Source organism: Kitasatospora sp. CB01950 (genome assembly GCF_001905465.1).
Taxonomy (GTDB): Bacteria; Actinomycetota; Actinomycetes; order Streptomycetales; family Streptomycetaceae; genus Kitasatospora.
Genome location: NZ_LISX01000011.1, coordinates 118,932 through 139,747, shown reverse-complemented (window position 1 = coordinate 139,747; position 20,816 = coordinate 118,932). Strand labels below are relative to the sequence as shown.

The 20,816-nt window shown below is 73.8% G+C and carries 17 protein-coding genes and 1 pseudogene; 8 read left to right on the top strand and 10 right to left on the bottom strand.

Features of this window, described 5'->3' with window-relative positions; all coding sequences use genetic code 11:
• Window positions 1-68: 68 nt before the first annotated feature.
• Window positions 69-2,222 carry a M4 family metallopeptidase gene (locus AMK19_RS25630; RefSeq protein ID WP_073815685.1) on the bottom strand — a complete coding sequence of 718 codons (2,154 nt, stop codon included), beginning with the start codon at window positions 2,220-2,222 and terminating at the stop codon, window positions 69-71.
• A 278-nt stretch (window positions 2,223-2,500) separates the two neighbouring features.
• On the opposite strand from AMK19_RS25630, the gene AMK19_RS25625 reads away from it, so the two are divergent.
• The 4 genes and pseudogenes from AMK19_RS25625 to AMK19_RS37500 form a co-directional block, all read left to right on the top strand.
• Entirely contained in the window at window positions 2,501-3,079 is a 579-nt protein-coding gene (locus AMK19_RS25625) for an ArsR/SmtB family transcription factor (RefSeq protein ID WP_073815683.1), read from the top strand.
• Window positions 3,076-4,323 carry an MFS transporter gene (locus AMK19_RS25620; protein ID WP_073815681.1) on the top strand — a complete coding sequence of 416 codons (1,248 nt, stop codon included), beginning with the start codon at window positions 3,076-3,078 and terminating at the stop codon, window positions 4,321-4,323. Before AMK19_RS25625 ends, AMK19_RS25620 begins: the two co-directional genes overlap by 4 nt.
• Before the next feature lie 455 nt (window positions 4,324-4,778).
• Window positions 4,779-5,660 carry a chitosanase gene (locus AMK19_RS25615; RefSeq protein ID WP_443135041.1) on the top strand — a complete coding sequence of 294 codons (882 nt, stop codon included), beginning with the start codon at window positions 4,779-4,781 and terminating at the stop codon, window positions 5,658-5,660.
• Between the two features lie 361 nt (window positions 5,661-6,021).
• Window positions 6,022-6,192 (top strand): annotated as a pseudogene (locus AMK19_RS37500) (IS256 family transposase); the annotation flags it as partial.
• Window positions 6,193-6,834: 642 nt separating this feature from the next.
• Here the strand turns inward: AMK19_RS37500 and AMK19_RS25605 are convergent.
• The 4 genes from AMK19_RS25605 to AMK19_RS25590 form a co-directional block, all read right to left on the bottom strand.
• Window positions 6,835-8,010, bottom strand: a complete 1,176-nt coding sequence (locus AMK19_RS25605) for an 8-amino-7-oxononanoate synthase (protein ID WP_073815677.1) — start codon at window positions 8,008-8,010, stop codon at window positions 6,835-6,837.
• A 98-nt stretch (window positions 8,011-8,108) separates the two neighbouring features.
• A complete protein-coding gene (infA, locus tag AMK19_RS25600; RefSeq protein ID WP_073815676.1) occupies window positions 8,109-8,333 on the bottom strand; it encodes a translation initiation factor IF-1 in 225 nt (74 codons plus the stop codon).
• An 80-nt stretch (window positions 8,334-8,413) separates the two neighbouring features.
• Window positions 8,414-9,187 carry a GNAT family N-acetyltransferase gene (locus AMK19_RS25595; RefSeq protein ID WP_073815674.1) on the bottom strand — a complete coding sequence of 258 codons (774 nt, stop codon included), beginning with the start codon at window positions 9,185-9,187 and terminating at the stop codon, window positions 8,414-8,416.
• A gap of 182 nt (window positions 9,188-9,369) precedes the next feature.
• Window positions 9,370-10,110: a hypothetical protein gene (locus AMK19_RS25590; RefSeq protein ID WP_073815673.1), complete on the bottom strand. Its 741-nt coding sequence runs from the start codon at window positions 10,108-10,110 to the stop codon at window positions 9,370-9,372.
• A gap of 219 nt (window positions 10,111-10,329) precedes the next feature.
• Between AMK19_RS25590 and AMK19_RS25585 the strand changes: the two genes are divergently transcribed.
• Window positions 10,330-12,084: a PT domain-containing protein gene (locus AMK19_RS25585; RefSeq protein ID WP_143200390.1), complete on the top strand. Its 1,755-nt coding sequence runs from the start codon at window positions 10,330-10,332 to the stop codon at window positions 12,082-12,084.
• Window positions 12,085-12,157: 73 nt separating this feature from the next.
• Entirely contained in the window at window positions 12,158-13,261 is a 1,104-nt protein-coding gene (locus tag AMK19_RS25580) for a hypothetical protein (RefSeq protein ID WP_241844581.1), read from the top strand.
• A gap of 62 nt (window positions 13,262-13,323) precedes the next feature.
• Here AMK19_RS25580 and AMK19_RS38480 read toward each other — a convergent pair whose 3' ends face one another.
• Window positions 13,324-13,893 (bottom strand): AAA family ATPase, encoded by a 570-nt coding sequence (locus AMK19_RS38480; RefSeq protein WP_338015817.1) that lies wholly within the window; start codon window positions 13,891-13,893, stop codon window positions 13,324-13,326.
• A gap of 253 nt (window positions 13,894-14,146) precedes the next feature.
• On the opposite strand from AMK19_RS38480, the gene AMK19_RS25570 reads away from it, so the two are divergent.
• Window positions 14,147-16,507, top strand: coding sequence for an oxidoreductase (locus AMK19_RS25570; RefSeq protein ID WP_073815667.1), 2,361 nt, complete (start codon window positions 14,147-14,149; stop codon window positions 16,505-16,507).
• Between the two features lie 28 nt (window positions 16,508-16,535).
• On the opposite strand, the gene AMK19_RS25565 is transcribed toward AMK19_RS25570, so the two are convergent.
• The gene (locus tag AMK19_RS25565) at window positions 16,536-18,209 is read right to left on the bottom strand and encodes an AMP-binding protein (protein WP_073815666.1); all 1,674 of its coding nucleotides are present in this window, start codon (window positions 18,207-18,209) and stop codon (window positions 16,536-16,538) included.
• 279 nt (window positions 18,210-18,488) lie between these two features.
• On the opposite strand from AMK19_RS25565, the gene AMK19_RS25560 reads away from it, so the two are divergent.
• Window positions 18,489-19,361, top strand: coding sequence for an arylamine N-acetyltransferase family protein (locus AMK19_RS25560; protein WP_073815664.1), 873 nt, complete (start codon window positions 18,489-18,491; stop codon window positions 19,359-19,361).
• Window positions 19,362-19,381: 20 nt separating this feature from the next.
• Here AMK19_RS25560 and AMK19_RS25555 read toward each other — a convergent pair whose 3' ends face one another.
• From AMK19_RS25555 to AMK19_RS25550, 3 genes are all read right to left on the bottom strand, one after another.
• Complete coding sequence (locus AMK19_RS25555) at window positions 19,382-19,882, bottom strand: MarR family winged helix-turn-helix transcriptional regulator (protein WP_073815662.1); 501 nt, start codon at window positions 19,880-19,882, stop codon at window positions 19,382-19,384.
• A gap of 72 nt (window positions 19,883-19,954) precedes the next feature.
• The gene (locus AMK19_RS37495; RefSeq protein ID WP_338015815.1) at window positions 19,955-20,218 is read right to left on the bottom strand and encodes a hemerythrin domain-containing protein; all 264 of its coding nucleotides are present in this window, start codon (window positions 20,216-20,218) and stop codon (window positions 19,955-19,957) included.
• Window positions 20,158-20,811, bottom strand: a complete 654-nt coding sequence (locus AMK19_RS25550) for a nitroreductase/quinone reductase family protein (protein ID WP_241844580.1) — start codon at window positions 20,809-20,811, stop codon at window positions 20,158-20,160. Before AMK19_RS25550 ends, AMK19_RS37495 begins: the two co-directional genes overlap by 61 nt.
• Between the last annotated feature and the right edge of the window lie 5 nt (window positions 20,812-20,816).

The following is a 20,816-nucleotide window of genomic DNA, read 5'->3' as shown; positions in this document are numbered from 1 at the left end:
GACCCTGCGTTAAGTCCCCTTTAAGGCTGCCGGGTTGAGGCCGGTCGGGGGCGTCGGGGGCGTCGGGGTCAGCCGACGGAGACGTCGTCGATCAGGAAGAGGGTGGACAGGTAGGCGTCCTCCTGGCCGGCGAACTGGAGGTTGACGGTCTGGCCGCGGTAGGCGCTGAGGTCGACGGTCTTCTGGACGTAGCCGGCGCTGGCGTTGGCGTTGGAGTACGTCGCGACGGTGGCGCCGTTGACGTTGACCTTCAGGGTGTCGTACGCGGTCGAGCCGGTCTCCTGGGTGGTGACCTTGAGCCAGAAGGTGAGCTTCGGGCTTCCGGAGGAGGGCACCGCGATGTTGTTCTGCGAGAGGGTCTCGGTGGCGGCGGAGCCGTAGCCCATCATCCACGCGTACCACGAACCGCCGTGCGCGGTCTGCTGGTTGGAGTTGGTGATGTCGTTGGCGCTCTGCGTCCAGCCGGTGGCACCCTGCTCGAAGTCGCCGTTGGTGAGGGCGTTCCCGGGGTTGGGGTTGCCGGTCGGCGAGCCGCTCGGGGACGGGCTCGGGGAGGAGGTGGAGCCGCCCGGGTCGGGCAGCGCGGTGCCGAGCGAGACGGCCGCCCACGCCTTCGAAACGATGTACCGCTCCTGCGAGTTGGCGCCGTACAGGTCGGCGGCGGCCTGCAGGGTGGCGGTGCGCGCCGAGGAGTAGTTGGTGGTGGAGGTCATGTAGGTGGACAGGGCGCGGTACCAGATCGCCGCGGCCTTGTCCTTGCCGATGCCGCTGAAGGTGTCGCCGTTGCACGGGGTGCCGTTGTGCGGCAGGCCGCCGATGGTCTTGGCGCCGGTGCCCTCGGCGGTCAGGTAGAAGAAGTGGTTGGCGATGCCGGAGGAGTAGTGCACGTCCACCTGGCCGGCCCGGCTGCTGTAGCAGGACAGCGAGCTGCCGTCGGCGGCCGGGTTGTCCATCCGGCGCAGGTAGCCGTTGCCCATGTGGAGCTTCTCGCCGATGTAGTAGTCACCGGCGTCGGTGGCGTTGTTGGCGTAGAACTCGACCATGGAGCCGAAGATGTCGGAGGTGGCCTCGTTGAGTCCGCCGGACTCGCCGGAGTAGTTCAGGTTGGCGGTGGCGGCGGTGACGCCGTGGCTCATCTCGTGGCCGGCGACGTCGAGTGCGGTCAGCGGCGTGTTGCCGTTCTGCGAGGAGCCGTCGCCGAAGGACATGCAGAAGCAGCTGTCGTCGTAGAACGCGTTCAGCAGCTGGTTGTCGACGTGCACGTACGCCGGGGCGCCGCGGCCGTCGTTGCGGATGCCGCTGCGGTTGAAGGTGTTCTTGTAGTAGTCCCAGGTCTTGGCGAGACCGTAGGAGGCGTCCACGGCGGCGCTCTCGCGGCTCGAAGTCGAGCCGCTGCCCCAGGAGTTGGTGGACTTGCTGAAGGTGCGGGCGTTCTGCGCCGGGTTCGACTGCGGGCTGTTGTACGAGTCGTAGACGACCGTGGAGCCGTGCAGCGCGTCGGTCAGCGTGTAGCCGCTGCCGCCCTGGCTGGTCTCCAGGGTGACCTGGCCGACGTTGACGCCGTTGCCGGTGCCGGAGATCTCCGGGTTGACCTCGTACTGGTCGAGGACGGCGCCGCTGGCCGCGTCGACGAGGACCGCCTCGCGGGTGTTGGCGCCGGCCTCGCCCGCGCCGGTGACGGTGCTGCGGTACGCCAGCACCGGGACCTTGCCGACCGCCCAGACCACCAGTTGGCTGCTGTCGAGGTTGGTGGTGCGGGCCTGCTTGACGTGCTTGGCGCTGCGCTCGGCGGCCTTCGACGCGTCCTGCGTGGACAGCTTGGGCGTGGCCCCGGCAACCTTGAGCGCGCCGTCGTGGGCCCAGGTGGTGGAGGTGAGCTTGCCGTTCTTCGCGCGGTGCACGACCAGGTCGCCGCCGACCACCGGCAGGCCCTTGTACGTACGGTCGTACCGGACGTGCCGCGCACCGTCGTTCTCGACCAGCACGTCCTTGGCCACCAGGCGCTCGTCCGGGCCCAGGCCCAACGCCTTCGCCGTCTCGGCGGCCTCCTTGCCGGCCTGGTCCAGCGCGGCCTGCCGGCCGATCGTGCTCATCGCCTGGAACCCGGCACCGGGCTGAGCGGCGGCGCTGGCCTGCGCGACGTTCTGCGACGTGGCCAGTGCGGCGGTGCCCAGGGTGAGGGCCGCCGCAACGGCTGCCGCCAGAGCGGTCTTGCGGTTCATCGGGTATTCCTCCCACCGAGCCGGGGTTGATGGGGGACGGCCGACGACACCGATGGGGTGTGGCGTCGCGACCGGTTTCAGCTCGGCGGGCAGGACGCTAGATCCACCGACACCCCTCCCGACATGCCCTCGCCGACCCCACAAGGGACGCACAAGGGTCCCCCCGGCCCCCCGTCAGGGCCCGACCCGCAACAGCGCGCCTCCCCACCGGTCGGCTCCAACCGTCGTCGGCGATCTGAGAGTTGACTCTCAGAAAGAGTGAGAGGACACTCTCAGGAATGAATCCGGAGAACCCGCTCGGCGATGTCGAGCTCACCGATCCCCGGGCGATGCGCGCCCTCGCCCACCCCGTGCGGCTGGCCGTGCTGGAACGGCTGAACCGTCATGGGGCCGCCACGGCGAGCGAGTTGGCTCCGCACGTGGGGGCGACGCCGACGGTGACCAGTTGGCATCTGCGGCACCTCGCGGAGTTCGGGCTGGTGCGGGACGCGGAGCCCGGGACGGATCGGCGGACGCGGCGGTGGGAGGCGGTGGGGCGGGGGTTCCGGTTCGCGCCGACGGACGACGGCGAGGGCGGTGCGGCCGCGCGGGCGCTCTCGCAGCAGATGTTCCTGCGCTCCGCGGACCTGCCGTCGCGCTGGATCACCGAGGTCGAGCCGGGCCTGCCGCTGGAGTGGCGGCGCCTCGGCGGCCTGGCCAACACCCGTGTCGTCCTCTCCCCCGCCGAACTCGCCGAACTCGCGGACGCGGTGGAGCGCCTGCTCGCGCCGTACGTGCACCGCGACGCCGGCGACCGGCCGGCCGACGCCCGCCCGGTCCGGCTGATGCGCTACGCCCTGCCGGAGGGCGAGGAGTGACCACCGCGACCCGACCTCCGGCCGCCCCTGCACTGCGCGGCGACCGTCGCTTCCGGCGCTTCTGGGCCGGCCAGGCGGTCTCCCAATTCGGCGACCGAATAACGGAGTTGGCCCTCCCGCTGATCGCCGTCACGGCGCTGCGCGCCTCCACCGCGCAGGTCGCCGCGCTGACGGCGCTGCTCTGGGCGCCGAACCTGCTGGCGGTGTTCCTGGGCGCCTGGGTGGACGGCCGCGCCGACCGGCGCCGACTGCTGGTGGTCGCGGACCTCGTCCGGGCGGCGGCCCTGGCCTCGCTGCCGCTGGCAGCGCTGGCCGGCGCGGTGACGCTGGGTCAGCTGTATGCGGTGGCGGTGGTGACGGGCGCGGCCGGGGTGCTGTTCAACAACGCGTACGCGCCGTTCTTCGCACACCTGGTGCCGCGCTCCGCCTACCTCGCGGCCAACAGCAGGCTGAGCGCCACCCGTTCGGCGGCGCAGATCGCCGGACCGGCCCTCGGCGGGGCGCTGGTGCAGGCGCTGACCGCACCCGTCGCGGTACTGGTGGACGCGCTGTCCTTCCTCGCCTCGGCGTTGCTGATCGGCCGCATCCGGGTGTCGGAGGCGGCGACCGACAGTGAGCCGATGCTGTCCCGGGCCCGCGCGGGCCTGCGGTTCGTGGTGCGCCACCCCGTCCTGCGGGCGAGTCTGGGCTGCTGCACCACCGTCAACTTCTTCACCTTCCTCGGCTACGGCCTGGTGCTGCTGTTCGCCGGCCGCACGCTCGGCCTCTCGGCGGGCACCATCGGCGCGGCGTTCGGCCTCGGCGCGACCGGGGGCCTGCTCGGCGCGCTGCTCGCCCCGGCAGTGTCCCGCCGCCTCGGCCTCGGCCGCACGATCGTCCTCGGCTCGGTCCTCTTTCCCGCCCCGATCGCCCTGCTGGCGGCGGCGGACGGCCCCGGCTGGGCCCGGGCGGGGGTGCTGGCGGCGGCCGAGTTCCTGTCCGCGCTGGGCGTCATGCTGTTCGACATCAACCTCAACTCCCTGCAGGCCGCCGTCATCCCGGACGACCTGCGCAGCCGCGTCTCCGGCGCGTTCGCCACCGTCAACTACGGCATCCGCCCGCTCGGCGCGCTCACCGGCGGCCTGCTCGCCACCGCGTTCGGCCTCCGCGCCGCGCTGCTCGTCGCCGCGGTGGGCGGCGCGCTGTCCGCCCTGTGGCTGCTGGTCTCGCCGGTCCCCCGGATCCGCGACCTCGACTCCCTCTGAGGGTGCTGCCCACCCCTGCCGGCCGCCCGCGCGCGGGCCTCCCTCGGGCCGGCGGCGATCCGGGCGAGCGCCCGGGTGATCGGGCGACCGGGGCGAGTGCCGGGTGGGCGAGTGCCCGGGTGATCGGATGGTCCGGGCAGACACCGGCCCGGGACTGAGGTAGCGTCAGGCCCCGGTCCGGATTCGGATGCTCCGCTTTCGGTGGGAGGAACCCCGGCCGCGCGGCAGCCGCCGGTCGGACCACTGCGGCCCCGCTCCCCCGGGCGGGGCGGTCACCGACCAGAAAACGGAGCCGAATTCCCATGCAGAGCGGAGCAAACAGAACCGGTGGACGGCCGCGCCCCGTCCAGGTGGCGCTGGCGGTGGGGGTGGTCGCGGCGATGACCACCGGCCTCACCGCGGCCGGCGCCCCGGGCGAATCGGCCGCCGCCCAGCACGCCGGGGCCCCGGCGTCGATATCCGCCGGCGCGTCCAACTCTCCCGCTGCGGCGTTCACTTCGCCGACCGGCTCGCCCACGGCCGTTGCCCCGTTCCGGCCCGCACCGGCCGGCGCCACCGCGCTCCCCTCCGGCATTCCGTCCGCCGCCCAGGCCCCCTCGACGCCGCCGCCCTCCCCGACCGCCTCGACCCCTGCGCGGCCGGACCTCACCGACCCGCGCTGGAAGGAGTACGCGCAGGAGCTGGTCTCCAGCGCGGAGAACTCCACCCTCGACTGGCGCTCCCAGTACCCGTACGTCGAGGACATCGGCGACGGCAACGGCTACACCGCCGGCATCATCGGCTTCTGCTCCGGCACCGGCGACCTGGCGGACGTCATCACCCGCTATACCGCGCTGAAGCCGAACAACATCCTGGCCAAGTACCTGCCCGCGCTGGCCGCGCTCGACGGCAGCGCCTCGCACCAGGGCCTCGACCCGACCTTCGTCGGCGACTGGCGGCTCGCCGCGCAGGACCCGCTGCTCCAGCAGGCGCAGAACGAGGAACGCGACCGGCAGTACTTCACCCCGGCAGTGCAGCAGGCGAAGACGGACGGGCTGCACGCGCTCGGCCAGTTCGCCTACTACGACGCGCTCATCGTGCACGGCCCGGTCGGCTTCGCCACCATCCGCACCGCCGCACTGGGCAAGGCCAAGACCCCGGCCAAGGGCGGCGACGAGACCGCATTCCTGAACGCCTTCCTGGACGCCCGCAAGGCCTACATGCTGGCCGCCGACCCGAACCGCAACACCTCCAGGATCGACACCGCACAGCGGGTCTTCCTCCAGGCCGGCAACCTCGACCTGCGGGCGCCCCTGAACTGGAAGGTCTACGGCGACAGTTACACCATCCCGGCCTGACCCGCCGGCCTGGGCGGTGCTCGGACGACGCCAACCGGAAGCGCCGGGCACCACCAGCCGCCCCAGGCCGGCAGCCGCCCCAGGCCCGCAGCCGCCCGGCCGCGGTGACGGTGCCAGTCGTGGTGAACGCCCGGCCGGAGCGAACCCCACGCTCTGCGCCGGGCCGCCGCCGACGCTCTGCCGCGGTGATGACGCCGGAGCCGCTCCAGAAGGGCGGGGCTCGGCACCGGCACCAAGACGGCCCCTGCCGTCAGGGGACGTCAAGTTCGGTGAGTCGCCGCGGGACGATGTCGGTTCCGCGCGCGGCGAGGCTGCTCAAGAGGGCGACCCGTTCCATGTGGGGAAGGTAGCGGGCGGGTTCACCAAAAGCACCGGCTCCCGCGCCGCCGGTCTGGCGGTGGTGTTCAAGCTCGTCGAGTCGGCCCAGGTCCGTTGGCGGGCCGTCAACGGTGCCCGCCTCGTCCCGCTCGTCCATGGTGGAACCCGCCGCGATGCGCGGAAATCGATGGTCTCTCCGATGCCGGCCAGGTGATACTGGCGCGCCATGACGAGCGATGAACACTCGGCCGATCCGGCGTTGCGACGAGTACTGGCCAAGGCCGGTGGACCGGAACTGCTGGACCTGCTGGCCAAGGGGCTGACCGGGACGGATCTGACCACACTGCTCCTGGAGGTCTTCCGACGGCGCGCCGATCGGCTCACCCCGGCCGAGGTGATGCGGCGTTATCGCACCGACCGGTTCGTGACCCCGGCCCCGACAGCGTTCGCGGACATCCGACGAGCCGAAGACTTCCTGCTCGCGGCGCTGCCGGATGACTTCCAGATGCTCACCTTGGCTCCGCTCGTCCCCCTGGCAGCGCACACAGCGGTCGCGACCGTCGACCCGCGCAAGGTCGTCGCCACCATTCGTGGCAGCGAGGTCGCAGCCGACCCGACCAATGCCCTGGCCCTGGAGGCAGCCCGGCGGAGATCCCAGGCCCTGGCCGCAGATCCCCGCTCGGCCGTGCCGGTCCGGATGGCCGCCGGCCAACGAGTCGTGCGTGCCCAGCACTTCGCCGCGCCCGGCATGCTCGCGCACTTCCACCTGTTCGCGCTGGCGGCACCAACTCGGCGTTCTGGACGGTCGACCAGGTCGTGTTCGGCAGGTGACCGGCGGCTGAGCGGCGACCGGGGCCTACCGGGTCTTGACCACCACGCCGACCGCGAAGGCGATCTGGTCGTCGGTCAGGTCGGCGCGGGCGGTCAGGCGCAGCCGGGGTACGCCGTCGGGCACGGACGGGGGGCGGAAGCAGCCGACCGCGAGTCCTTCGTCGCGGCAGGCGGCGGCCCAGCGCACGGCGTGCTCCGGGTCGTCGGCCCGCACCGACACCACCGCACCGTCCGGTGCGGTGGTGTCGAGGCCGAACTCGGCGAGCCGGGTGGAGAGTTCGCGGGCCACCCGGAGTGCGTCGGCGGCCCGGCCGGGTTCGGCGCGCAGCAGGCGCAGCGCGCCGAGTGCGGCGCCGACGGCGGCCGGGTTGAGGCCGGTGTCGAAGATGAAGGTGCGGGCGGCGGAGACCAGGTGGCGGATCACCCGTTCGGGGCCGAGCACGACGCCGCCCTGGGCGCCGAGCGACTTGGAGAGCGTCGCGGTGGCGACCACGTCGGGCTGTCCGGCGATTCCGGCGGCGGCTCCCGCTCCGGCGCCGCCGGGGCCGAGCACGCCGAGGCCGTGCGCGTCGTCGAGGACCAGGGCGGACCCGAACTCGCGGGCGACGGCGAGGTGTTCGGCGAGGGGTGCGGCGTTGCCGTCGACCGAGAAGACCGAGTCGGTGACCACCAGGGCGCGCGGCAGGGTGCGGGCGGCGAGGGCCTCGCGGACGGACTGCGGGTCGCTGTGGGCGGCGCGGGCGATCTGGCCCTTGGACAGTCGGCAGCCGTCGATGAGCGACGCGTGATTGTGGGCATCGGAGACGATCAGGGTGTCCGGGCCGGCGAGTGCGGTGAGCACGGCCAGGTTGGCGGTGTAGCCGGAGGAGAACACCAGGGCCGCTTCGTAGCCGCAGAACTCGGCGAGTTCGCGTTCGAGTTCGGTGTGCGCGGCGGTGGTGCCGGTGACCAGCCGGGAGCCGGTGGAGCCGCCGCCCCACCGCCGGGCGGCCTCGGCGGCGGCACCGGTGACCGCCGGGTGCCTGGTCAGGCCGAGGTAGTCGTTGGAGGCGAGGTCGAGCACGTCGTCCTCGGCGGTGCGGCTGCGCAGCCGCCTGGTCAGCCCGGCGGCCTCCCGTGCGGCGGCGGCCGCGTCCACCCAGTCGAACACCGTCTCCGGGCGCGCGGCCCGCACCCCTGCCCTGACCTGCGACTCTTCCATGCCCGGCACTCTGTCACCCGGCCGGGCGCGGGGGCAACGGCCGCCGCCGCGATGTGCGCCTTCGCACACCGACGGCGGCCGTTGCCGTTCCGGCCGGGTCAGTTGCGGTAGCGGTACATGATCCGTCCCCTGGTCAGGTCGTACGGGCTGAGCTCGACCAGGACCCGGTCGAACGGGAGGATCTTGATGTAGTTCTTGCGGATCTTTCCGCTGATGTGGGCGAGCACCTGGTGGCCGTTCTCGAGCTCCACCTTGAAGGTGGCGTTGCGCAGGCACTCCAGTACGGTGCCCTCTATTTCCAGGCCTTTGCTGATACGCGGCAAGGTTTCTCGTTTCTCGATTCGGTGAAGCGGGGGTGGCGGGGGGTGGTCGTGAGGGGTGGCGAGGGCGGCAGCCGCCGGTGTCAGTGCGGGCGGCGCACCAGTTCGACGAGGTGGCCCGTGCGCCGGGCCCCGAACTCTTCGAACAGGGTGGTGGCGGCGGTGTGGGACTGGTCGATCTCCGTCCACGCCGTGTCGATGCCGGCCTCGCGCAGGGTGGCGAGGGCGTGCCGGAGCAGTGCCCGGCCCGCGCCCCGGCGGCGGAGTTCGGCCCGGACGGCGAGCAGCCCGATCCGGGCCCGACGGCCCCGGGACACCACGCGGATCAGGCCCGCGTACTGCCCGTCCAGCACGGCGACCGCGTACAGCGACGGGTCGATCAGGGTGTCCTCGGCGGCGTGCGGCCTGAGCTCGGCGGGCATGGTGTGCCAGCCGACGGCGGCCTCGACCTGCGCCCGGACGTCCCGGTCGAGGGCGCGCAGCAGCTGCTCGTCGGCGGTGCCGGCGGGCAGGATCGTCACGTTCTCGCCGGCCTGCTCGGCCCGGTCGGCGGCGGGTTCGGTGCGGGTGGGCATCAGGTACTCCCACTCGCGCCGTTCGACGGTGAACCCGGCCCGCTGCCAACGCGACGCCAGTTCGGCGTCCTCGCCGCCGACCAGGGTGTGGAGCACGGCGCCCGGCAGTTCGCCCAGCATCGCGTCGGCCAGCGGGTCGAACGCCTCGTCCTGCCAGACGTCGATGCTGACGAAGAGTCGGCCGTCGGGCCGCTGGGAGACGTCACCGTGGCCGACGATCTGCTCGTCCGCCACCGCCTGCCACTGGGCCTCGTCGACCCGGTTGATCATCACAGTGTTCATGGCTGTCGCCTTTCGGAAGTACCTGCACAGCAAGGCGCTCCCGACAGCGGCTCGATCAGCCGCACACCGTGAGGAAAAGGGGGAGCACCCACCTTGGTCCAGCTCTCATGGGTGTTCACCTCCTCGCATCCTGTCACGGTGAGCTGCACGTTAGCAGCCGCCCTCCGGTACCGCCAAACGATTTAGTTCCGGGCCGGACTGGTGACCGTGAGCCCCGGGACCGAGGTGCCGACCGGCACCGGCTTCTGCCCGACCCAGCCGTCCTCCGGGCCGGTCGGCGCGACGATCGACCGGTACGCCGTGGCGAACGCTGCCACCCGGGAGCGCTGCACCCCCTCGGCCGGCTCGGCCGGCACCCAGCTCTCCTTGTCGTTGCTCGTGACCTTGACGTCGAGCCCGAACTCGCAGTCCTGGCTGCCCGCCACGAAGTACACCTCGAATGTCCGGGCGTCACCGGCGGCCCCGCCCTCCAGGTAGATCGACTTCGAGAAGTACGGGTCGCCGAGGGCGAAGTGGCTCCCGGTGTCGCCCGGAAGCAACGTGCGGGCCCTGGGACTGCGCTCGGCGAGGTCGAACGCCAGGACGGTCTTCTCCACTTCCTCCCCCGGCCCGCCGATCGGTCCCGGCAGCACCAGCGTGCCGTCGGTCGGGGCCGTGCACCGGACATCCGTGAGGCGCATGCCCTGGATGATGACGGTCCCCTCGTGCAGGGCGCGCACCGTGAAACGCGCGGCCCCGGCGCCCACCACCCGCACGTCGTTCGAGTCGAGCCAGGAACTGTATGCGGGCGCTCCGATCGCGTAGCCGGCCGCAGGCCCGAGGCTCGTCGTCTCTGCCGGGAACGCGAAGTACTGCGGCACGCAGTCGGCCCCGCCCCCGGCGACGGACACCGGCGGGACGGGCGGCGGAGCGGGGTTCGACACGCTTCTCCTCCAAGACACGGAACGATCGGCCCCACAAGGGTTTCTGACGCAGCGTCACCTTGCCAATCCGGCGTCAACCGTCGTACGCATCAGGAAGGCCGACCGCCCGGCCGCTGTCACCGCCGGGTGGGAGGCTTGGCGGGCCGACGGAACGGGGATGGTCCGGGGGCGGATCCGGGGAGGGGAACGACGATGGGGCGTCAAGCACGTAGCTGGACAATGAGGTTGGCACTGTGGTGGCTGTGGATGCCGCTGCTCGCCGCGCTGGTGTGGGCGGTGAAACATGTGGTGTTCGGCGGCTTCGGCCAGCAGGACCAGAGCTACCGGCTGTGGCTGAAGCGGGAGTTCTTCCCGCACGGCGGGTTGGTGGACGCCGCGCCGCTGTTCTGGCTCTGGGTCGCGGTGGGGCTGGGCGGCACGGCCTGCGCGGTGGTGCTGTGGGCCGCTGGCGAAACGGGCTCGCGCCTCGGCTGGCGGGCCCAGGCGACCGCCGCCGTGCTGGCGCTGGCCGTGGCCGGTTCGCTGGTGCGCGCCGGGACGGGCATCTGGGACAACGACAAGGACGCGGGCCGCTTCTACGCCGCGGCGACCGTCCTGGACGTGCCGGCGGGCGGCGAAACCCCCCGTTCGGTGCAGGCCGTGACGGAGCACACCCGCCCCGGCGACGGCACCCGCTGCGACCTGGTCGGGGCGGCGGACGTGCCGGCCTGCGTGAAGACCGCGCCGATGCCGGACTTCGACTTCGAGGCGCGCACCGCCTCCTACGCGGCGGCCACCAAGGCGCTCACCGACAGCGCCGGCCTCTCCTCCGGCGTCCACCTGATGGGCCACAGCCTGCACTACCTGCCGAACGCCGGGAAGGACGGCGGGGTCTGGACGGCGGTGCTGGACGGCTCGGGCGAGCAGCCGATGGAGGGCATCGCGGTCTGGGACGGCGGCTCGAACTCGGTGGTCAGCTGCGCCTTCCGCGGCGACCACGCGTTCAACCGGGCGTTCGGCGGGACGGGCGCGGTCAGCCTGCGCAACCTGCTGGCCGAGCGCTTCCCGGACCTCGTCCACAGCGACCAGGACGTCTGGGGCTACTGCGACGGCCCCGACCCGCGCACCGCGCAGCCCGTGGTGGTGATCTCGGTGGCCCGCCAGACCGTCTGGAAGCAGCGCACGGTCCTCGCGCCCGCCGGTGTCCTGGTCCTGCGCGGTTCGCCCAGCGGCCGGCCGGACATCACCTACCGCGCCGAGGTCGCACCGGGCGACCTGCCGGGCGCGGTGTACCCGGCGTCGGTGGTGCGCTCGCAGATCCACGAGGTGCAGTGGCTGGGCGGTCGCGGCGCGAAGGACGACCGCGGCTTCGGCTTCGACCACACCTCGGCGAGCACCAACGCCACCAACCCCGGCGAGTTCCTGCTCCGCTCGAAGGCCGACGGCCACCTGTACTACGTCACTCCCCTGGTCCCGAAGGAGAGTTCCTCCCAACTCGTGGTCGCCTACGCCGTCCTCCAGGCCGACCGCGCCGGCGGCGGCCTCAACGACCTGCACGTGTACGTCCGCAGCGACGACGCCCCGGCCGTCAACCTGGACGTGCTGGCCAGCCGCATGGTCTCCTACATGGCGCAGCAGACCTCGATCACCATCAGCGCGGGCCAGGGCGGCGCCCTCCAGGAGCTCGTCCCGTTCGGCAAGGACATGTGGCGCGGCTTCGTGGACTTCAACGGGCAGACCCAGGACTACATCGACCTCTCCGGCGACGCGACGGTCTCCCCCAACCTGGTCTCCCTGACCGGCCCGATCACCCCGCCGGGCGGCCAGCCGCAGAACCAGCCGACGGGCCAACCCTCGGGCCAACCGAGCGGACAGCCGAACGGCCAGCCCGCCGCGAGCGGCTGCGGCGGCGACCCGAACCAGCTCACGAACTCCCAACTCGCCGCCTGCGTGGCCGAGTTGTCGAAGGCCCTGCAGGGTCGGGTGCACGACTGACCTCTGACGGCCGAGAACCCTCCGGCCGGGGCGGATACGGTGGGTGGGGTGATCGAGGAGAGGGGTGCGGGCGGTGGCGGTGCCGAGCGTCAAGACGGCCCGGACGTGGCAGAGCGGGCTGCGGAACGTCGCGCCCGGGCTGTCGGAACGTGAACTGGACGCGGTGGAGGCCCGGTTCGGGTTCCGGTTCGCACCCGACCACCGGGTGTTCCTGGCGGCGGGGCTGCCGACCGGGCCGAGCTGGCCGGACTGGCGGTACGGCGACCCCGAGCAGCTGCGCGGGCGACTGGCCTGGCCGGTCGAGGGCACGCTGTTCGACGTCAGCCACGGGTACTGGTTCCCGCTCTGGGGCCCCGAGCCCGAGGACGCGGCAGAGCGGGAGCGGGTCGCCCGGGCGGCGCTGGCGTCCGTGCCGCAACTGGTGCCGCTGTACGGCCACCGCTACCTGCCGGCGGCGCCGTTCGGGCCGAGGCACCCGGTGCTGTCGGTGTACCAGACCGACATCATCGAGTACGGCCGCGACCTGGCCGACTGGCTGCGCGTCGAGTTCACGGGCGGCCCGCATCATGGCGTGGCGGTCTCCACCGTCCCGTTCTGGTCGAACTTCGTGACGGACGGCCCGGAGACCGCCCACCTCACCCCGCACGACCCGACGGCGACCACCGCCGCCGAGGCGGTCGAGTACCTGCGGATGCTGGCGCTGGAGCGGCTGGTGGGCCGTCAGGTGGACGACGGGCAGCTGATCACGGCGGGCCTGGTGGCGGACGCGCTCGGCGTCGACGCGCCCTCGCTGCCGCACCTCGCCGCACCGGCCGGGGACGAGCACCCGGCGCAGCTGTTCGAACAGGTGCTGGCGGAACTGGGGTTGGCCGAGTCGCTGCCCGCCGACGACACCGACCTCCCGTACGAGCGGGCCCGCTGGGAGCTGGTCCGCTGGTGGCTGCGGCTGATCGTGGACGGCGGGCTGCGCGCCTCGACGGGCGTCGGCGTGATCACCCACGGCGGCTGGGCCTCGCTGGGCCACCCCGAGTCGCTGCGCCCGCTGGTCGAGCTGAGTCCGGAACTCCTCTCCCGGGACGCCTCCACCCGCACCGACCTCGCCCGCGCGACGGTCGTCGAGGCCCGCCGCCTGCTGGCCGGCCCGTGGCCGCCGGCCGACGGCACTCCCGCGTCCTGACCCACTGCCGCCACCGGGGACCTGCCCGGCCCGTTGCCGAGCGGCGAAGTGCCCAGGAGCGCTCAGGCCAGGGCGGCTGCCAGGCGCTGCGGGAGAGTGTCGTAGGGGCGGCAGTCGAGCACCGGGAGGCCGTGGGCGCGGGCCTGGGCGGCGAGCCGGTGGGAGTATCCGGCGCTGACGGCGGCGCGGGCGGGCCGGGGGCCGAGGTGCGGCTCGCGGTGGGCGTAGTTCGCGCCGATCCGTGCCGGGTCGCCCTCGTGGAGGAAGACCGCGCGCACGCGCCTGTGCTGCTCGGCGGCCTCGGCGGCGGCCCGGGTGGCGGCGGCGGGGGTGAGGTAGTCGCCCTCGACGACGGCCGGCACCTCGACGCTCAGCCGGTTGCGCACGACGCCGAGCACGGCCTCGTCCATGGCCTGCGCGGTGGCGATCTGCAGCTCCAGAACCCGGTCGGCGCCGAGCTCCCGTTCCGGGTCGCGGTGGGCCGCGAAGAGGTGGAGCGACGGGTGGGTGGCCGGTGGGGTGGCGGCCTGGAGCGCCGCGACGACGTCGTCGAACTGGACCGTGAACGCGCCGCGGGCCTCGGCGAGGCGGGCGGCGGCCCGACTCCTCCCGACGCCGGAGGCACCCCCGATCAGCAGGACGTCCCGGGGATGGTGATCGCTACGGATGCGCTCACCGTAGGCGACGGCGGAACTCCGCCCGGGAAGCAGGGTCGGGCCGTCGGCTCAGGGCCCGGTCCGCCGCTGCTTGCGGCGCGGACCCGGAGGCCGGAGATTCGGCGTAGCACCCCGTGCGCCACCCGCGCCGCCCGCGCCACCCGCGCCGCCCGCGCCGCCCTTCGGCGATCGGCCGGTGGCGCGGCCAGGATGGGAAGGGGCTCAGGACATGGCGGAACCGCACACCGGGCACACGCCGGACGGCGGACCGGCCCGGGCCGCCCGTTCGCACCGCCGCCCGATGCGGGTGGCCTGCATCGGCGGCGGGCCCGGCGGCCTGTACTTCGCCGCGCTGTTCAAGCGGCTCGCGCCGGACGCGGACGTCACGGTCTGGGAGCGGAACGCGCCGGACGACACCTTCGGCTTCGGCGTGGTCTTCTCCGAGGAGGCGCTGGGAGGTGTCGCCGCCGCCGACCCGGTGGTCTACCGGGCGATGGCGCTCGAGTTCGCCCGCTGGGACGACCTGGACGTGCACTACCGCGGCGAGGTGATCACCTGTGGCGGCCACGGGTTCGCGGCGATGTCCCGCCGCCGGCTGCTCGCCGTGCTCCAGGACCGCTGCCGCGAACTGGGTGTCCGGCTGCGCTTCGGCCGGCCCGCGCCGCCGGCCGAGGTCCTGGCCGCGGAGCACGATCTGGTCGTGGCCTCGGACGGCGTGCACAGCGCGACCCGTGACGCACGGTCCGCGGCGTTCGGCTCGTCCGTGACCTCGCACCGCTGCCGGTACATCTGGCTCGGCACCGACCTCGTCCTCGATGCCTTCCGCTTCGACTTCGTCCCCACCGAGCACGGCGTGATGCAGCTCCACGCCTACCCCTACAGCGCGGACGCCAGCACCTTCGTCGTCGAGATGCGCGACGAGGTGTGGCGGGCCGCCGGCCTCGACCGCAAGGCGCCCGTCGCCGCCTGCGAGCGGCTGTTCGCGCACGTCCTGGCCGGGCGCCGCCTGTTCGGCGGGGCCGCCCCGCACTGGACGACCTTCCGCACCGTCGCCAACTCCCGCTGGCGGGACGGCAACATCGTGCTGCTCGGCGACGCCGCGCACACCGTGCACTTCTCCACCGGTTCCGGCACCAAGCTGGCCCTGGAGGACGCCTCCTCGCTCGCCACCGCCCTGCACGAACAGCCCACCGTGGACGCCGCGTTGGAGGTCTACGAGGCGGAACGCCGGCCGGTGGCCGAGTCCCTCGGGCGGGCGGGCCGGGCCAGTCTGGAGTGGTTCGAGAACGTGGCCCTGTACCTCGACCAGCCGCCGCTGCAGTTCGCCTTCAACCTGCTCAGCCGCAGCCGCCGGGTCACCCACGCCAATCTGCGGCTTCGCGACCCGGAGTTCACGGCCCGGGTCGAGCGCGCCTGCGGCGTTCCGGCGGGCACCCCACCGATGTTCACCGAACTGACGATCAGTCAACTCACGCTGAGGAACCGGGTGGTGGTCTCGCCCATGGACATGTGCTCCGCCGCGCCGGGCCCCGACAGCGCCGGGGGCGAGCCCGGGGACTTCCACCTCGTCCACCTCGGCGCCCGCGCGCTGGGCGGCGCCGGCCTGGTCATGACCGGGATGGCCGGGGTCGGTCCCGAGGGGCGGCTCGGCCCCGGCGGCACCGGGCTGTGGAACGACACACAGACCGCCGGCTGGCTCCGCGTCACCGACTTCGTGCACGAGCACAGCGGCTCCGCGATCGGCGTGCAGCTCGGCCACGCCGGCCGCCGGGGCCCGACGCACGCGGGCTGGGACGGCCCTGACCGACCGCTCCCGGCCGACGGCCCGACGCCATGGACACTGACCCGCACCGACCTGGCCCGGATCCGGGACGAGTTCGTCCGGGCCGCCCGACGCGCCGCGCGGGCCGGCTTCGACCTGCTGGAGCTCCAGTACGCCCACGGCAGCCTGCTGTCCGCCTTCCTCTCCCCCCTGACCAACCGGCGCGCCGACGCGTACGGGGGCTCGCCGGCGGCGCGGCTCCGCTTCCCGCTCGAAGTCCTCGACGCCGTCCGGCAGGACGGCTGGCCCGACCACCGCCCGCTCGCCGTGCGGATCTCCGCCACCGACTGGGCCGAGGGCGGCAACACCGGGGACGACGCCGTCGAGATCGCCCGTGCACTGGCCGGTCACGGCGCCGATCTGCTGGACGTCTCCAGCGGCCAGGTCGTCCCGGACGAGCGGCCCGACCGCGGGCGGCTCCACAACTCCGGGTTCGCCGACCGGATCCGCCACGCCGCCGCGGTCCCCGTCGTGGCGGTCGGCGCGATCACCTCGTACGACGACGTCAACTCGCTGATCCTGGCGGGGCGCGCCGACCTGTGCGCCCTGGGCCGGCCGCACCTGTACGACCCCCACTGGACCCTGCACGCCGCCGCCGAACAGGGGTACACCGGCCCGGGAGCGCTCTGGCCCGTCCCGTACCGGCCCGGCAGCCGGCCGCCGTACGCCGGACGTGTCGAGGCCCGCCGGGCGCGCCCGCCCCTGCTCCCCGACCCGGCTCCCGCCGCCACCCGGCACCGCCGCTGGCGCAACGGGACGGCGCCGTAGGGCGATTCGCGCACCGTGCCGTGCCTGATCAGCTGTCGGCGGGCGCGGCGGTCGGGCCGTCGTCGGTGTCGGGCAGCGGCCTGGCGCCGGTGAGCCAGTCCCGCAGGACGTTCTTGCGGATCTTGCCGAGCTCGTTGCGGGGGAAGCGCGCCACGGTCTCGACGCGGGTGGGCCAGTACCAGTCGGTCATGCCGCGTCCGGCCAGCCAGCTGCGCAGTTCCGCCAGCTCGGGGGTACGCCCGTCGGCGGGGACCACGACCGCACAGGGCAGGTCGCCGTGCTCGGCGGGGTAGCCGACCAGGGCGACGTCGGCGACCGCCGGATGCTCGCGCAGCTCCGCTTCCACGTCCAGGACGGGGATCATCAGCTGGGTGGTGCCGGAGATCCGGTCGGAGGCCCGGCCGGCGTAGCGCAGGCCGCCGTCGGCGTCCGTGCGCAGCAGGTCTCCGGTGGCGTACCAGCCGTCGGTGTCGGCGGCGCGCCACAGCAGGCGGCCGGTGTCCCGGTCGAAGGTGCCCAGGCAGGTGGACGCACTGCGCAGGTCGACCGGCGAGGCCTGGTCCGGTCCGGTGGCGGGGGTCATCCGCAGTTCGATGCCGGACATCGGGCGGCCGACGCTGCGCGCGGCCCGTTCGGGCGGGTCGGCGAGGCCGGTGGCGAGGATCCCGCCGGACTCCGTCGAGCCCAGGGCGTTGACGACGTGCCCGCTCAGGGTGCGGCGCAGCAGGTCGACCAGCTCGCGCGAGGGGCTCGCGGCCATCGCGGCCACGGCCTCCCATTCGGGCAGGTCCCTCGGTCGGCGGTCCTGTTCGGTGGCGAGGGCCTCCAGCATGGCCGGCGGGGCGAACGGGGCGCCGGCCCGGTAGGTGCTGATCAGGTCGAGCCAGCGGCCGGCGTCCCACTCGTCGCCGTACAGGGCGCAGGTGCGGTGGACGAGCGGCCGCAGCATGCCGTTCCGGATCCCGGCGCCGTGGCTGAGCGGGGTGAGCACCGGGAAGGGCTGGCCCGGGCGCAGGGCGGGGATCGGCAGCGGTCGGCGGACGCCCGCGTACAGGGTGTTCAGGCTGTGCACGACGGCGGTGGCGCTGCCGCTGGTGCCGGAGGTGAACAGCACCGTCGCGGCCTCGTCGGGTCCCAGCGCCCTGTCGTGCGGCGCGGCCCGGTCGGCGGCACGCGGGCGGGTGTCGGCGACGGCGACGTCGGCGTCGGGGACGTCGTCGAGAGCGGTGTGGTGGCGCAGGGCGGACAGGCCGTCGAGGCCCGCCGTGTGCTCCAGCTCGGCGGGGCGGTCGGCCGTGACCAGCAGGACGGCTCCGGTGGCGGCCAGCATCCGGCGCACCTCGCGTCGGCCGAACCGCAGGGAGAGCGGCATGGTGACCGCGCCGGTGCGCCAGCAGGCGAGGGTGAGGGCGGCCGTCTCCCACCGGTCGGGCAGGTGGAGGGCCACCACCTCGCCGCGCCGTACGCCCAGCCGGCGCAGCCCGTCGGCGAACCGTTCCACCTGGCCGGCCAGCTCGGCGAAGGTCAGGGTGACGGCCCGGCGTTCTGCCGAGCGCCAGTTGATGATCACGCGCCGGTCGGGCGACTGCTCGGCGGCGTCGCGCAGGTCGTCCAGGAAGGTTTCGTCGCGCCACCAGCCCTGCTCGCGGTACCGGGCGGCGGTGGCGGGCAGCGGGCGCATGGCGTCGAACAGCTCCGGCATGGATTCCTGCTCCCTCGGGTGGGGCGAGGACGGCACCCCCGATGCGGACCGGTCCTCGGCGCCCGGGCCCGTCGGCTCGCCGGGCCCGTGCCAGCACTCTGACACGGCGGCGGGTCGGCCGGTGTGTCCTGCGAAGCTGCGGCGCACCCGGAAGGGTAAGGAAGAGACCATCGGGTGTCGGCCGGGCTGTCTCCGGAGGTGTCGGGACGCCGTGCGGCCTCGGATTCCGCGGGCCGAGGTGGCACGCGGGGTGGTGGCAGCCGGTTCGAGGAGGAGCGCATGGGCAGGCCGGTCGGCTCCGTCTGGGGCGGTCAGCAGCTGGACCTGGACGCCTATCTGGCCCGGATCGGGTACGCGGGAGAACGCGCGCCGACGCCGAGGGTGCTGCGCGCGCTGCACGCCGCCCACATCGCCGCGTTCGCCTTCGAGGACCTGGAGGTCGTCCTGGGCCGCGCCGTCCGGCTCGACCTGGAGTCCGTCCAGGCCAAGATGGTCCGGCGGCGACGCGGGGGCACCTGCTGCGAACAGACCCTGCTCTATGCCGCCGCGCTGGACGCGCTCGGCTTCGTCTTCACCGCGACGGCGTCCCGCGTGCGCCTGGGCGAGCATCGGCTCCGCCCGGCCACGCACTACTCGCTGCGGGTGGAACTCGACGGCGAGGCGTGGTTCACGGATGTCGGTTTCGGCGCCGAGGGCCTGCTGGAGCCGATCCGGCTGCGCGACGGCGAGGTCGCGCGGCAGTCCGGCTGGACGTACGGGCTGGTCCGGGAGGGCGGCCCGACCCCGGGTACGACCGGGCCGCTGGTGCTGAGCCTCCTGCGGCCCGACGGCTGGTTCGGCCTCTACGCGATCGGGGGCGAGCCGCGCTTCCCGATCGATTTCACCGTGACCAGCCACTTCACCTCCACCCACCCGCTCTCCCCCTTCCATGGCAGGCTGCTGGTGCAGAAGCCGGCCGCCGACCGCCGGCTGGTCCTCCGCGACACGGAACTCGCCCGGCTGCTGCCGGACTTCACGGAGGAGCGACGCCGGGTGCCGGCGGGGGAACTGCCCGGGCTGTTGGCCGAGGAGTTCGGGATCGTGCTGGACGCCGAGGACTCCGCCGCGCTCGTCGCGCGCTACCGGGAGGAACCGGCGTCACGCGGGACGTGAGCGTCCGCGACGCGCGGCCGTCACCGTCCCGCCGGCGGCCCGTCGCCGGCCGCGCCCTGTTCGTAGGCCGTCATGGTGCGGACGAACAGGGCACGTTCGGGCGCGGTGAGGGGCGCGAAGGCGGCGTGCCAGGCGGCGGCACCATTGGCGAGCCAGCGGTGGATGGCGGCGCGGGTGGCGGGGTCGGCGGTGAGCGAGACGATGGTGCGGCGGCGGTCGGCGGGGTCGGGGGTCCGGTCGAGGACGCCCTGCTTGGCGAGGTCGGCGACCATCAGGCTCACGGTGGTGGGGGCGACTTCGAGGCGTTCGGCGAGGGTGCCGACCGGCATCGCGCCGTCGTAGACCAGGTAGGAGAGCAACGACAGGTGCCGGGGGGCGAGTTGGAGGCCGGCCAGGGCGTCGGGGACGGCGATCCGTTTGACCCGGGCGGCGACCCGGGGCATCAGCAGCAGCATGGCCCGGACGGCGTCGGGCGCGGTGAGGCCGTCGTCCGGGTCGCGGTCCGGTTCCGGGCGGGCCATCCGGGCCTCCTGCTGCTGCACGGTCCTGCGGGCTTGTTCTGCCCGCTCACGGTAGCTGACGGGGGGTCGTGCTCAGCGCGGCGGGTGCGGGGCGGACGGCGGCACCAACTGGGTTTCCTCGTAGGCGAAGTGGGCTTCCAGGCCGTCGGTGAGCCGGTCGAGTTCGGCGCGCAGCTCGGCGGGGTCGGTGTCGGGTGCGGCGAGGCGGGCCTCGAAGCGGGCGAGGGCGTCGGCGACGGTGCGGTGTTCCCGGCGCAGTCGGGCGAGGGCGGGGATCAGCTGGGGGTACTGCTTCTCGAAGGCGGTGAAGGCGCCGTCCTCGCGGGTGTGGTGCATCCCGAGGCCGTAGCAGAACTGCAGGCAGTGGTCGCGCAGTTGGGCGGCGAGGTCGGGCCGGGGACGGGTCCTGCGGTGTCGAGTCGGGTGCGCAGGTCGGCGAGTTCGCGGCGCAGGTCCTCGTGGTGGAGCTTGAGTTGGGCGAGCACCCGGCCGGCGATCGCGGGGTCGGCGGACAGGTCGAGCGGGTGCAGGGCGACGACGGGGATGGTGCGGTCGGTGCGCGCGGCGTAGTCGGCGAAGGCCGGGACGCGGCGGACCTGTTCGGCGAACCGGCGCTCGCGTTCCTCGCCGTCGAGGTCGACGGGCCGCACCGACAGGGTGGTCACCCCGCCTTCGCCGTCGCCGATTTCGACGGTGGCGCCGCCGGCGGCGAACAGGTTGCGGTACCACTGGGGGTGTTCGGCGGCGCCGGCGTTGGAGCCGAACACCAGGTAGCGGCCGCCGTCCTCGCGGTAGGCGAGCGGGGTGGTGCGGGGCCGGCCGGTGCTGCGGCCGGCGGTGGTGAGCAGCAGGATCGCGGCGAAGCCCTCGACCCGTCCGCCGTGTGCCCGGAATTCTTCGACGACCCGTTGGTTGAAGGTCTTCTCCATGGCTG

What these genes read in the sequence shown, in the direction of transcription:
- AMK19_RS25565 (WP_073815666.1), bottom strand. Translation starts at nt 18,209, where the DNA reads ATGCCGGAGCTGTTCGACGCCATGCGCCCGCTGCCCGCCACCGCCGCC.
- AMK19_RS25605 (WP_073815677.1), bottom strand. Translation starts at nt 8,010, where the DNA reads ATGGAAGAGTCGCAGGTCAGGGCAGGGGTGCGGGCCGCGCGCCCGGAG.
- AMK19_RS37495 (WP_338015815.1), bottom strand. Translation starts at nt 20,218, where the DNA reads ATGCACCACACCCGCGAGGACGGCGCCTTCACCGCCTTCGAGAAGCAG.
- AMK19_RS25570 (WP_073815667.1), top strand. Translation starts at nt 14,147, where the DNA reads ATGGCGGAACCGCACACCGGGCACACGCCGGACGGCGGACCGGCCCGG.
- AMK19_RS25625 (WP_073815683.1), top strand. Translation starts at nt 2,501, where the DNA reads ATGAATCCGGAGAACCCGCTCGGCGATGTCGAGCTCACCGATCCCCGG.
- AMK19_RS25550 (WP_241844580.1), bottom strand. Translation starts at nt 20,811, where the DNA reads ATGGAGAAGACCTTCAACCAACGGGTCGTCGAAGAATTCCGGGCACAC.
- AMK19_RS25560 (WP_073815664.1), top strand. Translation starts at nt 18,489, where the DNA reads ATGGGCAGGCCGGTCGGCTCCGTCTGGGGCGGTCAGCAGCTGGACCTG.
- AMK19_RS25555 (WP_073815662.1), bottom strand. Translation starts at nt 19,882, where the DNA reads ATGGCCCGCCCGGAACCGGACCGCGACCCGGACGACGGCCTCACCGCG.
- AMK19_RS25585 (WP_143200390.1), top strand. Translation starts at nt 10,330, where the DNA reads ATGAGGTTGGCACTGTGGTGGCTGTGGATGCCGCTGCTCGCCGCGCTG.
- AMK19_RS25595 (WP_073815674.1), bottom strand. Translation starts at nt 9,187, where the DNA reads ATGAACACTGTGATGATCAACCGGGTCGACGAGGCCCAGTGGCAGGCG.
- AMK19_RS25630 (WP_073815685.1), bottom strand. Translation starts at nt 2,222, where the DNA reads ATGAACCGCAAGACCGCTCTGGCGGCAGCCGTTGCGGCGGCCCTCACC.